This window comes from Limnohabitans sp. JirII-29 (assembly GCF_003063395.1).
In the GTDB taxonomy this organism is placed as follows: domain Bacteria; phylum Pseudomonadota; class Gammaproteobacteria; order Burkholderiales; family Burkholderiaceae_C; genus Limnohabitans.
Genome location: NZ_NESB01000005.1, coordinates 177394 through 190477, shown reverse-complemented (window position 1 = coordinate 190477; position 13084 = coordinate 177394). Strand labels below are relative to the sequence as shown.

Annotated in this window: 11 protein-coding genes; 10 read left to right on the top strand and 1 reads right to left on the bottom strand. The window is 54.9% G+C overall.

Features of this window, described 5'->3' with window-relative positions; genetic code table 11:
- The first annotated feature begins 36 nt into the window (after positions 1-36).
- The 10 genes from B9Z39_RS10210 to B9Z39_RS10165 all read left to right on the top strand — a co-directional run bounded on the left by B9Z39_RS10210 (position 37) and on the right by B9Z39_RS10165 (position 12263).
- Entirely contained in the window at positions 37-1263 is a 1227-nt protein-coding gene (locus tag B9Z39_RS10210; protein WP_108301635.1) for a pyridoxal phosphate-dependent aminotransferase, read from the top strand.
- Positions 1260-2570, top strand: a complete 1311-nt coding sequence (locus tag B9Z39_RS10205; protein WP_108301634.1) for a homoserine dehydrogenase — start codon at positions 1260-1262, stop codon at positions 2568-2570. Before B9Z39_RS10210 ends, B9Z39_RS10205 begins: the two co-directional genes overlap by 4 nt.
- The gene (gene thrC, locus B9Z39_RS10200; protein ID WP_108301633.1) at positions 2570-4003 is read left to right on the top strand and encodes a threonine synthase; all 1434 of its coding nucleotides are present in this window, start codon (positions 2570-2572) and stop codon (positions 4001-4003) included. Before B9Z39_RS10205 ends, thrC begins: the two co-directional genes overlap by 1 nt.
- Entirely contained in the window at positions 4000-4530 is a 531-nt protein-coding gene (gene mobB, locus B9Z39_RS10195) for a molybdopterin-guanine dinucleotide biosynthesis protein B (protein WP_100144241.1), read from the top strand. The genes thrC and mobB overlap by 4 nt, the downstream gene beginning before the upstream one ends.
- Positions 4527-5771: a gephyrin-like molybdotransferase Glp gene (gene glp, locus B9Z39_RS10190; RefSeq protein ID WP_108301632.1), complete on the top strand. Its 1245-nt coding sequence runs from the start codon at positions 4527-4529 to the stop codon at positions 5769-5771. The genes mobB and glp overlap by 4 nt, the downstream gene beginning before the upstream one ends.
- The gene (gene moaD / locus B9Z39_RS10185) at positions 5768-6019 is read left to right on the top strand and encodes a molybdopterin converting factor subunit 1 (RefSeq protein WP_100144245.1); all 252 of its coding nucleotides are present in this window, start codon (positions 5768-5770) and stop codon (positions 6017-6019) included. The genes glp and moaD overlap by 4 nt, the downstream gene beginning before the upstream one ends.
- A 2-nt stretch (positions 6020-6021) precedes the next feature.
- Complete coding sequence (gene moaE, locus B9Z39_RS10180) at positions 6022-6498, top strand: molybdopterin synthase catalytic subunit MoaE (RefSeq protein ID WP_369823265.1); 477 nt, start codon at positions 6022-6024, stop codon at positions 6496-6498.
- Positions 6499-6632: 134 nt separating this feature from the next.
- The gene (gene clpB, locus B9Z39_RS10175) at positions 6633-9236 is read left to right on the top strand and encodes an ATP-dependent chaperone ClpB (RefSeq protein ID WP_108301631.1); all 2604 of its coding nucleotides are present in this window, start codon (positions 6633-6635) and stop codon (positions 9234-9236) included.
- Positions 9237-9330: 94 nt separating this feature from the next.
- A complete protein-coding gene (locus B9Z39_RS10170; RefSeq protein ID WP_108301630.1) occupies positions 9331-10542 on the top strand; it encodes an MFS transporter in 1212 nt (403 codons plus the stop codon).
- A gap of 17 nt (positions 10543-10559) precedes the next feature.
- A complete protein-coding gene (locus tag B9Z39_RS10165; RefSeq protein ID WP_108301629.1) occupies positions 10560-12263 on the top strand; it encodes a thiamine pyrophosphate-binding protein in 1704 nt (567 codons plus the stop codon).
- Between the two features lie 66 nt (positions 12264-12329).
- On the opposite strand, the gene B9Z39_RS10160 is transcribed toward B9Z39_RS10165, so the two are convergent.
- Positions 12330-12791 carry an SWIB/MDM2 domain-containing protein gene (locus B9Z39_RS10160; protein WP_100144253.1) on the bottom strand — a complete coding sequence of 154 codons (462 nt, stop codon included), beginning with the start codon at positions 12789-12791 and terminating at the stop codon, positions 12330-12332.
- Positions 12792-13084 lie beyond the last annotated feature (293 nt).

Here is a 13084-nt window from a genome sequence, read left to right as displayed (position 1 = left end):
TAGGTTTTCACCCGTAAAAGCGCCCTCGGAGGGACTTTGAAGAAGATCCAAAAATCCAACAAGCTGTCCAACGTCTGTTATGACATTCGCGGTCCCATCATGGACCGAGCCCGTCAAATGGAGGAGGAAGGCCACAAGATCATCAAGCTCAACATCGGCAACTTGGCCGTGTTTGGCTTCGATGCGCCTGAAGAAATTCAGCAAGACATGATCCGCAACTTGCCCAACTCGGCAGGCTACTCGGACAGCAAGGGCATTTTTGGTGCCCGAAAAGCAGTGATGCATGAGACCCAGAAGCAGGGCATCAAAGGCGTCACGCTAGACGATATTTATTTGGGCAACGGTGCCAGCGAACTGATTGTGATGGCTACCAACGCTTTGCTGAACAACGGCGACGAATTGCTGTTGCCAGCGCCCGACTACCCGCTGTGGACGGCTGCGGTTAGCCTGTCGGGCGGCACGCCTGTGCATTACTTGTGTGATGAAGCTAACGGTTGGATGCCAAACATCGACGATATTCGCGCCAAGATCACGCCCAACACCAAAGGCATTGTGGTGATCAACCCCAATAACCCGACAGGTGCTTTGTATTCTGATGATTTGCTCAAGCAAATCGTGGCCTTGGCCCGTGAACATGGCTTGGTCATCTTTGCTGATGAGGTGTATGACAAGGTTTTGTATGACGGCGTCAAGCACACGCCCATTGCCAGCTTGAGCCAAGATGTGCTGACCCTGACCTTCAACTCTTTGTCCAAGAGCTATCGTTCATGTGGTTATCGCGCTGGCTGGTTGGTGGTGTCGGGCGACAAAAAGCCGGCGGTCGATTACATCGAGGGCTTGAACATGCTCTCCAACATGCGCTTGTGTGCCAACGTGCCTGGTCAGTGGGCCATCCAAACAGCTTTGGGGGGGTACCAAAGCATCAATGATTTGGTGGGCGAGGGCGGTCGACTGCGTAAGCAACGCGACTTGGCGTATGAGCTCATCAGCGCGATCCCTGGCGTGAGCTGTGTCAAGCCTCAGGCAGCCTTGTACATGTTCCCCCGCCTTGATCCCAAGGTTTATCCGATCAAAGATGATCAGAACTTTTTCTTAGAGTTGCTCCAAGAAACCAAAGTCATGCTGGTGCAAGGCACAGGTTTTAACTGGCCCAACACGGACCACTTTCGCATTGTGTTCTTACCGCACGAAGACGACTTGCGCGAAGCCATCGGGCGCATCGCCAAATTCCTAGAAAACTACCGTAATAAAAATTCCGCATGAAACCGATCCAAGTAGGCCTCTTTGGCATAGGCACCGTAGGCAGTGGCACTTTTGAAGTGCTCAAACGCAACCAAGAGGAAATCCAGCGCCGCGCAGGGCGCCCCATCCAAATCACCATGGTGGCTGACCTAGATGTGGCGCGTGCCAAATCCATCGTGGGGAGCACCGTTCAGGTGGTCAGTGATGCACGTCAGATCATTGCCAACCCCGAGATTGACATCGTGGTTGAGTTGATCGGTGGCTATGGTATTGCCAAGCAACTGGTGCTTGAAGCCATTGATGCAGGCAAGCACGTGGTCACGGCCAACAAAGCTTTGCTTGCTGTGCATGGCACTGAAATTTTTGCCGCTGCTCACAAAAAAGGTGTGATGGTGGCGTTTGAAGCGGCTGTGGCGGGTGGCATCCCGATCATCAAGGCCTTGCGTGAAGGCTTGACGGCCAACCGCATCCAATGGCTGGCCGGCATCATCAACGGCACCACCAACTTCATCTTGTCTGAGATGCGCGACAAAGGCTTGGCTTTTGACGACGTGCTCAAGCAAGCTCAAGCCCTGGGCTATGCCGAGGCTGACCCCACCTTTGACATTGAAGGTGTGGACGCTGCGCACAAAGCCACCATCATGTCTGCCATTGCCTTTGGCGTGCCGGTGCAGTTTGACAAGGCCTACGTGGAGGGCATCACCAAACTCGAATCACAAGACATTCGCTATGCCGAACAACTGGGCTACCGCATCAAGCTGTTGGGTATTTCCAAGCGCACAGAACTTGGCATTGAGCTGCGTGTGCACCCTTGCCTGGTGCCCGCCAAACGCTTGATTGCCAATGTGGAGGGGGCGATGAACGCCGTCATGGTGCAAGCCGATGCCGTGGGTACCACCTTGTATTACGGCAAAGGCGCGGGCAGTGAACCCACCGCCAGTGCCGTAATTGCCGATTTGGTGGACATCACGCGTTTGCATACCGTGGACCCACTCAACCGTGTGCCGCACCTGGCTTTCCAACCTGATGCGATGAGCGATTTGCCCGTGCTGTCGATGGAGCAGGTGGTGACCAGCTACTACTTGCGCCTGCGTGTGGCCGATCAAGCAGGGGTTTTGGCCAAGGTCACGGGAATTTTGGCGACGGCCAACATCAGCATTGATGCCGTGCTTCAGCGCGAAGCCGGTGAAGGTGAGAGCCACACTGATTTGATCATCCTGACCCACGATTGCCCTGAGGCGAAGATGAACCAAGCCATGGCTGAGATGCAACAACTCAGCACGGTGTTGGCACCGATCACCCGCATCCGCAAAGAAGAGCTGAACTGATGCAATACCTGTCGACACGCGGTCATCCCGAGCGCAAGCGTTTTTGTGAAATCTTGTTGGAAGGCTTGGCCCCAGACGGGGGCTTGTATTTGCCCGACCATTACCCTCAAGTGACGCCAGATGCGCTGGCACGCCTGCGCAACGTCTACGCACACCAAGGCTATGCCAGCCTTGCCTTTGAAGTGCTGTCGCTCTACATCGACGACATTCCCGCCGATGACCTGAAAGCCTTGTGCGTTAAGACATACACCCAAGAGGTGTTTGGCACGGCGGCGATTGTGCCGGTGCGCGCGCTCGAGCCTGGTTTGTTTGTTGAGGCCTTGTCCAACGGACCCACGTTAGCCTTCAAAGACATGGCTATGCAGCTGCTGGGTAATTTGTTTGAGTACGAATTGGCACGACGTGGCGAGGAGCTCAATATTTTTGGTGCGACCAGTGGTGACACTGGCAGCGCAGCCGAATACGCCATGCGCGGCAAACGCGGTGTGCGGGTGTTCATGACCAGCCCTCATGGGCGCATGAGTCCATTCCAGCAGGCGCAAATGTTCAGCCTGCTCGACGACAACATCCACAACATCGCGATTGAGGGTGTGTTCGACGATTGCCAAGACTTGGTCAAGGCTGTGTCCAACGATCTTGAATTCAAGAGCAAATACAAAATCGGCACCGTCAACTCCATCAACTGGGCCCGCTTGCTGGCGCAGGTGGTGTACTACTTTGCGGGGTACTTTCAAGTCACCACAGACAACGCCCAACGCGTGAGCTTCACCGTACCGAGCGGTAATTTTGGCAATGTGTGTGCCGGTCATGTTGCACGCATGATGGGCCTGCCCATCGCCCAACTGGTGGTGGCGACCAACGAAAACGACGTGCTCGATGAGTTTTTCCGAACTGGTGTCTACCGAGTACGCGGCAGCGCCGACACACATGAGACGTCGAGTCCTTCGATGGACATTTCCAAAGCCAGCAATTTCGAGCGCTTTGTGTTCGATTTGCTGGCGCGTGATGGCACCCGGGTCAACAGCTTGTTCGGTGCCGAACTTTCCGCGCAGGGCCGATTTGACCTAAGTGCAGATCCGCAATTTGCACAAGCCGCAACGCGCTACGGTTTTGTCAGTGGCAAGAGCACCCATGAAGATCGTTTGCAGACCATTCGTTCGGTCTACCAGTCCTTTGGACAAATGGTGGATACCCACACGGCAGACGGCATCAAAGTAGCACGTGAGCACATGCAAGCGGGTGTCCCGATGGTGGTGCTTGAAACTGCATTGCCGATCAAGTTTGCAGCCACCATCGTAGAGGCTTTGAACCGCGAGCCTGATTGCCCAGCCAAGTTTGAAGGCATAGAAAGCCTTCCACGTCGCGTGCAGGTGATGCCTGCCGATGTGACCCAAGTCAAGGCCTACATCACCCAACATTGCGATCACGCATGAAAGTGGTGGCCTTTGCCGGTTTTTCCGGGTCTGGAAAAACCACCTTGGTGGAACAAATGATTGGCGTCATGCGTCTGCGTGGCTTGCGAGTTTCTGTGGTCAAGCATGCGCACCATGACTTTGACATCGACCATCCAGGAAAAGACAGCTGGCGGCATCGCGAAGCCGGTGCTTTTGAGGTGGTAGTGGCTTCGCACCGTCGATTGGTTTTACAGCGCGAGTTTGAGCAACCGGCGCAGCTTTCTGTTCACCATTTGTTGGCCGAGGTCTATGACGGCGTGGACTGGGTGCTGGTTGAAGGCTTCAAGCGCAGCGATGTGCAAAAAGTCGAGGTATGGCGTCAAGCGTCGGGCCAACCCGTGCGCTATCCAGAAGATGATTTTGTGGTCGCCATTGCCACCGATTCGCCCGAGGCTTTGCCCGAGGCCACGCAGCGCCCTGTGCTAGATTTGAACGACCCCGAGGCGGTCTGTGATTGGTTGATGGCTAACCAAGACCGCTTCGACTACAACCCACCTCTGTTATGACCCGACCTGCCTTGTTGTCTCTGGATGAAGCCCTGCCTCAATTGCTGGCGCACGCCCAGCCTTTGCCAGGTGTGCAGTCGGTCTCGACCTTCGAGGCCGATGGTCGGGTGCTGGCGCAAGATGTGACGTCTGCCTTGCAAGTGCCACCGCAAGACAACAGCTCCATGGATGGCTATGCCGTGCGAGTGGCCGACTGCGTTCAGGCTGGTGCGTTGCTGCGTGTGACACAGCGCATCCCTGCGGGCTCTCACGGTACGCCTTTGGGGGCAGGTGAAGCTGCCCGCATCTTCACCGGTGCCCCCATTCCAGAAGGTGCAGACGCGGTGGTGATGCAGGAAGACTGTGAAGCGGTGGAGCCATCACAGGTGAAGGTGCTCAAGAGGGTGCCGATCGGACAATGGATTCGCCGCTCGGGTGAGGATGTCACGCGCGGCGCCAAGGTGTTGGCTGCGGGGGACCGACTCACACCCGCTTCGTTGGGCCTGGCCGCCAGCATTGGTTTGGCCCAATTGCAGGTGGCGCCCCGTCCGCGCGTGGCTTTATTTTCTACGGGTGACGAGTTGGTCATGCCGGGTGATGTGGCGCCTGATGCCATGCCACCAGGCGCAATTTACAACTCCAACCGTTTCTTTTTACGTGCCATGCTGCAACGCTTGGGCTGTGACGTGACGGACCTTGGCATCGTGCCCGACCAACGTGAAGCCACCCTTCAGGCGCTGCGTGATGCAGCCAGCCACCACGACCTGATTTTGACCAGTGGTGGTGTGTCAGTCGGAGAGGAAGACCACATCAAACCCGCCGTGCAAGCACTGGGCACCTTGAACCTGTGGCAACTCGCCATCAAACCTGGTAAGCCGTTCGCTTATGGCCAGGTCAACCGCACAGATCGCGCATCAGGGGCGTGTCATTTCATGGGTTTGCCGGGTAACCCGGTGTCGAGTTTTGTCACATTCTTGCTATTGGTTCGTCCGTTTGTGTTGGCCTTGCAAGGTGTCAGACAGACCGAGATTGCTCGCACTGAGTTGACGGCACATTTCGACTGGCCCCGTGCCGACAAGCGACGCGAATTCTTGCGTGTGCGACGCAACGCACGAGGTGGTTTGGATTTGTTTGCGAATCAAAGCTCAGGCGTGCTCACGTCGGCTGTTTGGGGGGATGGCGTGGTAGATAACCCCGCCGGGCAAACCATTGCGCCAGGAGACACGGTGAGTTTCATTTCGTTTACGGAGTGGTTGGCATGAACTTGACTGTGCGCTATTTCGCATCCATCCGTGAAGCTGTGGGGCATGGCAGCGAAGCCGTTCAAACTCAGGCCGCTACGCTGGCGGATTTGCGTGCAGAGTTGATCGCCCGAGGCGGTGCGTATGCCGATGTGCTGGCCCCGGGCCGTGCGGTGCGCATGGCGCTCAACCAAGACTTGTGTGAGGCTTCGGTTGCTTTGACCGATGGCTGCGAGGTGGCATTTTTTCCTCCGGTGACGGGTGGTTGAAGATGTCGATGACGGTCTCCATCCAAACCCAAGACTTTGACGTCAGTCAAGAGTTGGCTGCTTTGCGACAAGGTGATGCCCGCGTTGGTGCTGTGTGCAGTTTTGTTGGCACGGTTCGCGAACGCAACGAGGGCAGTCAAGTCTCCAGCATGGAGTTGGAGCATTACCCCGGCATGACCGAAAAAGCCATCGAGGCTATGTTGGCTCAAGCCCAACAGCGGTTTGACATATACGCCGCACGCGTGATCCATCGCGTGGGCTTGTTGCAACCTCAAGATCAAATTGTTCTGGTTGCCGTGACTTCAGCACACCGAGGTATGAGCTTCCAGGCGTGTGAGTTTTTAATGGACTATCTCAAGACGCAGGCGCCGTTTTGGAAGAAAGAAGTCACACCTGAAGGCGCACGTTGGGTGGACGCCCGCGTTAGCGACGACCAAGCTTTGGCACGCTGGGGTATTCAAGTCAACAACGCTGTTTGAGCGTGGCCGGGTCATTTTCGACCCTCAACGCAGCTGCTTTGACCCAGGTCAACACTTGTTAGGTCGCGCTCACTTGAAATGTAAGGGATCAGCCTCAGCTATGAGGCAATTCAATATTCGATTCCGGAGTTTTCATGCGTCTTGACAAACTGACAACCAAATTCCAAGAAGCTCTCTCAGAAGCCCAAACTTTGGCGCTGGGCAACGACCACGCCTATATCGAGCCTTCGCATGTGGTGGTGGCCATGCTGCGCCAAGACGATGGCCCCAAGTCGTTGCTACAGCGTGCGGGTGCCAACGTCACAGGTTTGGCTGCTGCGGCTGAAACGGCGATGAATCGCTTGCCCAAAGTGCAGGGTCAAGAACAGGTGCAGGTGGGACGAGATTTGGTCTCGCTTATCCAAGCTGCTGAAAAAGAATCCATCAAACGTGGTGACCAATACATTGCCAGTGAATTGTTTTTGCTGGCCCTGTGTGACAACAAAGGTGACTGGGGCAAGCTGGCACGGGACAACGGATTGACACGTCAAAGCTTGGAAGCCGCAGTCACTGCAGTGCGAGGAGGGCAAAAAGTCGATAACGCCGAGAGCGAGGGGCAACGAGAGTCGCTCAAGAAATACTGTGTTGATTTGACCGAGCGCGCTCGCAGCGGCAAGCTCGATCCGGTGATTGGCCGTGATGATGAAATTCGCCGCGCGATCCAAGTGCTGCAGCGCCGTACCAAAAACAACCCGGTGCTGATTGGTGAGCCTGGTGTCGGCAAAACGGCCATCGTTGAAGGGCTGGCCCAGCGCATTGTGTCGGGTGAAGTTCCTGACTCGCTCAAAGGAAAGCGCGTGTTGTCTCTCGACATGGCGGCTTTGCTGGCGGGGGCCAAATACCGAGGTGAGTTTGAAGAACGCTTGAAAAGCGTGCTCACAGAATTGGCGAAGGACGAGGGCCAAACCATCGTCTTCATCGACGAACTCCACACCATGGTGGGGGCGGGGAAAGCCGAAGGTGCTATGGACGCTGGCAACATGCTCAAGCCTGCTTTGGCACGTGGCGAGCTGCATTGTGTGGGGGCCACCACGCTGGATGAATACCGCAAGTACATCGAAAAAGATGCAGCCCTGGAGCGTCGTTTCCAGAAGATCATTGTGGGCGAACCCACCGTGGAGGCCACCATCGCCATTTTGCGCGGCTTGCAAGAAAAATACGAAGTACACCACGGTGTGGAGATCACCGACCCGGCCATTGTTGCTGCGGCCGAGTTGTCGCACCGCTATATCACAGACCGTTTTTTGCCTGACAAGGCGATTGATTTGATTGATGAGGCTGCCGCCAAGATCAAGATCGAAATCGACTCCAAGCCCGAAGTGATGGATAAGCTCGATCGGCGGTTGATTCAACTCAAGATTGAACGTGAAGCCGTGCGCAAAGAAAAAGACGAGGCTTCTCAAAAGCGCTTGGGTTTACTGGAGGAGGAAATCACCAAGCTTGGCAAAGATTACGCCGACTTTGAAGAAATCTGGAAATCTGAAAAGGCCTCTGCCCACGGTGGTGCTCAGGTCAAGGAAGAGATTGACCGCATCCGCTTTCAGATCGAAGAATTCACCCGCAAGGGCGATTTCAACAAGGTGGCTGAGCTGCAATACGGCAAGTTGCCTGAGCTGGAAAAGCGCCTGAAAGAAGCCAATGCCAAAGAAAGCAGCAAGACTGCCAAGCCAGGGACGCATCGTTTGCTGCGCACGCAAGTAGGGGCCGAAGAAATTGCTGAAGTGGTAGCACGCGCGACGGGTATCCCGGTGTCTAAATTGATGCAAGGTGAGCGTGACAAGCTGTTGCAGATGGAGGACAAGCTGCACCAGCGTGTCGTGGGCCAAGAAGAGGCCATCACGGCAGTGGCCAACGCCATTCGCCGGTCACGTGCTGGTTTGGGCGACCCCAATCGCCCAACCGGTTCGTTCTTGTTCCTGGGCCCTACGGGTGTGGGCAAGACCGAGTTGTGCAAAGCTTTGGCGGGCTTTTTGTTTGACAGCGAAGACCACATGATTCGCATCGACATGAGCGAATTCATGGAGAAGCATTCAGTCAGTCGTTTGATTGGCGCGCCCCCCGGTTATGTGGGCTACGACGAGGGCGGGTATTTGACCGAGGCTGTACGACGCAAGCCCTACAGCGTGTTGTTGCTCGACGAAGTGGAAAAAGCCCATCCAGACGTGTTCAACATCTTGTTGCAAGTACTCGACGATGGCCGCTTGACCGACGGTCAAGGCCGTACCGTGGACTTCAAAAACACCGTGATTGTGATGACCTCCAACATTGGCTCACCGATCATCCAAAGCATGGTGGGGCAAGATCCACAAGACATCAAAGATGCGGTGTGGGATGAGCTCAAGAGCCATTTCCGTCCTGAGTTTTTGAACCGGATCGACGAAACCGTGGTGTTTCACTCGCTGGATGCGCAGCACATTGCGCGCATTGCTGACATCCAGCTCAAGGTGCTGTCCGAGCGTCTGGCCAAGATGGACTTGGGCCTGCAAGTCTCTCCTGCGGCCTTGGCCGAATTGGCCAAGGTTGGGTTTGATCCAGTGTTTGGAGCGCGTCCTCTCAAGCGTGCGATTCAGCAACGCATTGAGAACCCGCTGTCCAAGCTTTTGCTGGAAGGCAAGTTCGGTCCTAAAGATGAAATTGCCGTCAGTGTCGATCCGGTGCGCGCACCGGGTGAATTTGCTTTCACCAAAGTGGCGACTTAAAACTTGGGGGCTTGTCCCCCAGTCGACGTCTCAGCGCAAGCGCAAAGGTTAGGATGCTGCCCATCCTGCCTTTGCGCTATTTTTTTGAGACATCATGAGCACCACCCTTGCCCCTAACGACGTGCCTTGGCGTGATGACGCTGCTGTGATTGGCCTGGTTGGTTTGGCGCATGCTAGCTCGCACTTTTCGCATTTATTGCTGCCTTTGATGTTCCCCGTCTTCATCCAAACCTTTGGCTTGAGTTACGCTGAATTGGGTTTGTTGATGTCGGTCTTTTTTGTGGTCTCAGGCATGGGCCAGGCCACAGCTGGGTTTGTGGTTGACCGCTTTGGCGCGCGTCCTGTGCTATTTGCTGCCATGACAGCTTTTGTCTTGGCCTGCTTGCTGGCCGCTATGGCGAACAGTTATGCGGCCTTGTTGGTCGTGGCGGTACTGCTCGGTTTAGGCAACAGCACTTTTCACCCAGCAGACTTCACCATCTTGAATCAGAAAGTGTCTAGCCTGCGACTCGGGTATGCCTTCAGCGCACACGCCTTGACTGGCAATTTGGGTTGGGCTGTTGCACCCGTGTTTATGGTCGGTTTGAGCAGCTTGTTTGATTGGCGTGTGGCCTATTGGGGAGCTGCTTGCCTGTTTGCCGGGATTTTGCTTTTGTTGGTGTGGTACCGAGAGACCTTGCTCACGCATGCCGTGGTGCATGCGAGCGATGTGCCTAAGGCGCACAGCTTGGCTTTTTTGAAAAATACCGTGGTCTGGTGGTGTTTTGGTTTTTTCATGTTGACGGCGATGACCTTGGTGATTGTCCAAAGTTTTTCTGTATCAATCTTGCAGGCCATGCACGGCGTGAGCTTTGAGGCGGCAACCATGACGCTCACTGCGTATATGTTGTGCGCTGCGGCGGGTGTTGTGGTTGGCGGATTTTTGGCCGCGCGCATACCGCGTCACAGCGAACGTGTGGTGGCTGTTTGTATGTCAGTGGCAGCATTGTTCATGGCCTTGTGTGGCAGCGGCTGGTTAAACGCAACAGCCACCATGGTGGTGTTGGCATTGACGGGCTTGGCCATTGGGATCGGTGGGCCATCGCGAGACATGATGATCAAAAATGCCACGCCCAAAGGAGCAACCGGGCGGGTCTATGGCATGGTGTATTCGGGCATCGATGTCGGATCGGCCATCTCCCCGCTGATTTTTGGTGTCTTCATGGACCGAGGTTGGTATGGCGCCACGTTGATCGGCGCCGCTTCGGTTCTTTTGCTGAGTGTGTGGGTTGCTTTAAGTGTGGGGCGCCGCACAGTGCATGCTTGAATAAATAGGAGAAGTTGATGAGGCAACAAATCGCAGGCCACTTGTTGGTGGAGTGTTTGATTGAGCAAGGTGTGACGCACGCGTTTGGCGTGCCAGGTGAGAGCTATCTGGCCGTATTGGATGGCTTCCATGCTTACAAAGACCAGATCCAATTTGTGATCAACAGGCAAGAGGGCGGAGCGGCATACATGGCCGATGCTCAAGGCCGTTTGACGGGCCGACCGGGTGTATGTTTTGTCACCCGCGGACCTGGTGCCACCAACGCGTCGATTGGCGTGCACACAGCTTTCCAAGACAGCGCACCCATGGTTTTATTTGTGGGTGATGTCGGGAGCGACTTTCGTGACCGTGAAGCCTTTCAAGAGGTGGACTACAACAGCTTTTTTGGCCCCAGCACCCGCGGTATGGCCAAACGTGTGGAGCGCATTGACGACCCAGAGCGCATTCCTGAGTACATCGCCCGTGCCTTTGCCACAGCCATGAATGGTCGTCCGGGGCCTGTGGTGGTGGTGTTGCCAGAAGATATGTTGGTGCGCCAAGTGCATGCGCGTCCTTTGTCTCGGGTGGAACCTGTAGAGGCTTGGAGCGATCCTGGCGCACTCAGGCAATTGCGTGAAATGTTGTTGGCCTCGCAGCGCCCGTTTGTGATTGCCGGTGGTGCAGGGTGGACGCCACAGTCGGCCCAAGCTTTGCAGCGCTTTGCAGAAAACTGGAAGCTGCCTGTGGGCAACGCTTTCCGTTTTCAAGACATCTTTGATAACCACCATCCGCTGTATGCAGGTGATGTGGGCATTGGCATCAACCCCAAACTCGCGCAAAGAATTCGTGACAGCGATTTGATCTTGGCCATTGGTCCGCGTTTGGGTGAGATGACGACCAGTGGGTACACCTTGCTGAAAGCACCCAAACCTCAACAAAAGCTGGTGCACATTCACGCCAGTGCTGAAGAGCTTAACCGGGTCTACCAAGCAGATTTGGCCATGTTGTCAACCATGAATGCTGCTGCGCGCTCTTTGGAAGTGTTGACTGCGCCAGTTAGCCTGCCTTGGGAAGCATGGACTGCTGCAGCGCATGCCGACTATGAAGACAATTTCATTTCGCAAGATTTACCTGGCGACATCGATATGCCAGCAATCGTGCGCACCATCAGCCAGCTTTTGCCTGAAGATGCTGTGTTAACCAATGGCGCGGGTAACTTTGCCAGCTGGGTACATCGCTTTCACAAACACCACGGCCTAGCCAAAGGGGTACGCACCCAACTGGCGCCTACTGTTGGGTCTATGGGCTACGGGGTACCTGCTGGCATTGCAGCCAATCTGCTCACTGGACGTACTGTGTTCACGATTGCTGGCGACGGAGACTTTCTGATGAATGGTCAGGAGTTGGCAACTGCCAGTCAACACGGAGCCAAGACCATTGTGGTGTTACTCAACAACGGCATGTACGGGACTATTCGAATGCACCAAGAGCGCGAATTCCCACAGCACACCAGTGGTTCACATCTGCAAAATCCAGACTTTGCGGCCTTGGCAAGGGCATACGGCTATGCGGGCGTACGCATCACACGTACGCAAGAATTCGAGGCTGAGTTCAAAGCTGCGCTTGCTCGTTCAGAAGGCACCTTGATTGAGGTCATGCTTGATCCAGAGGTCATCACCACCCGTGGCACGTTGAGCGCGATTCGTGATGCAGCGCTTGAGCGACAACACAAATCAGCCTGATAGGTTCTAGCTGGACATATGAAAAAGGGCCGCGATAGCGGCCCTTTTTGTAGCACACGAGATGAATTACTTCAGGTGCTTGCCGATCAGGCCAGCCAATTCAAACATCGTGACTTGGGCTTTGCCAAACACCGCTTTGAGCTTGTCGTCGGCGTTGATGTTGCGCTTGTTTACTTTGTCTTGCAGGCCATGCTTCTTGATGTATGTCCACAGCTTGCTGACCACCTCAGTGCGTGGCACTGCGGTCTGACCAATCACAGCAGCCAAAGCGGCGCTGGGAGTCATGGCTTTCATGAACGCTGCGTTGGGCGTGCGCTTTTTAGCGGGTGCTTTTTTAGCAGCAACTTTTTTAGCAGGCGCTTTTTTAGCCACTACTTTTTTGGCGGGTGCAGCTTTTTTAGCAGGTGCTTTCTTGGCTGGTGCAGCCTTCTTCGCTGCTACCTTTTTAGCGGGAGCAGCTTTCTTAGCAGCGGGAGCTACTTTCTTTGCGGGAGCTTTTTTAGCCGGAGCTTTTTTTGCAGTTGCCATGGTCGATTTCCTTCTAGAAGTGTTTGTATTGCCCATCAAAAAATAAACTCTGCTGAGCAACTTAGATGCTAATAGAGAAAAATCTGCTTTCCAAGTGAAAAATCACTTTTTTCACTCTCAGTTGTTGTTTTTTGCGACAGCATTTTCCTTTCGACAAAGGTGGGCGAGAGCACAGAGAAATCCCATGCCACACCGATATCTATAGCCTCATGTATCAAGAGCTTCCGATCTTGGGATTTCTGGTGATGGGGCAAGTTAGTTCAATACATTTCAATTTGATGGAATATGTTTTC

Excerpts from the sequence above, each read along its gene's own strand:
- B9Z39_RS10205 (WP_108301634.1), top strand. The coding sequence starts at position 1,260 with ATGAAACCGATCCAAGTAGGCCTCTTTGGCATAGGCACCGTAGGCAGT.
- thrC (WP_108301633.1), top strand. The coding sequence starts at position 2,570 with ATGCAATACCTGTCGACACGCGGTCATCCCGAGCGCAAGCGTTTTTGT.
- mobB (WP_100144241.1), top strand. The coding sequence starts at position 4,000 with ATGAAAGTGGTGGCCTTTGCCGGTTTTTCCGGGTCTGGAAAAACCACC.
- glp (WP_108301632.1), top strand. The coding sequence starts at position 4,527 with ATGACCCGACCTGCCTTGTTGTCTCTGGATGAAGCCCTGCCTCAATTG.
- moaD (WP_100144245.1), top strand. The coding sequence starts at position 5,768 with ATGAACTTGACTGTGCGCTATTTCGCATCCATCCGTGAAGCTGTGGGG.
- moaE (WP_369823265.1), top strand. The coding sequence starts at position 6,022 with ATGTCGATGACGGTCTCCATCCAAACCCAAGACTTTGACGTCAGTCAA.
- clpB (WP_108301631.1), top strand. The coding sequence starts at position 6,633 with ATGCGTCTTGACAAACTGACAACCAAATTCCAAGAAGCTCTCTCAGAA.
- B9Z39_RS10170 (WP_108301630.1), top strand. The coding sequence starts at position 9,331 with ATGAGCACCACCCTTGCCCCTAACGACGTGCCTTGGCGTGATGACGCT.
- B9Z39_RS10165 (WP_108301629.1), top strand. The coding sequence starts at position 10,560 with ATGAGGCAACAAATCGCAGGCCACTTGTTGGTGGAGTGTTTGATTGAG.
- B9Z39_RS10160 (WP_100144253.1), bottom strand. The coding sequence starts at position 12,791 with ATGGCAACTGCAAAAAAAGCTCCGGCTAAAAAAGCTCCCGCAAAGAAA.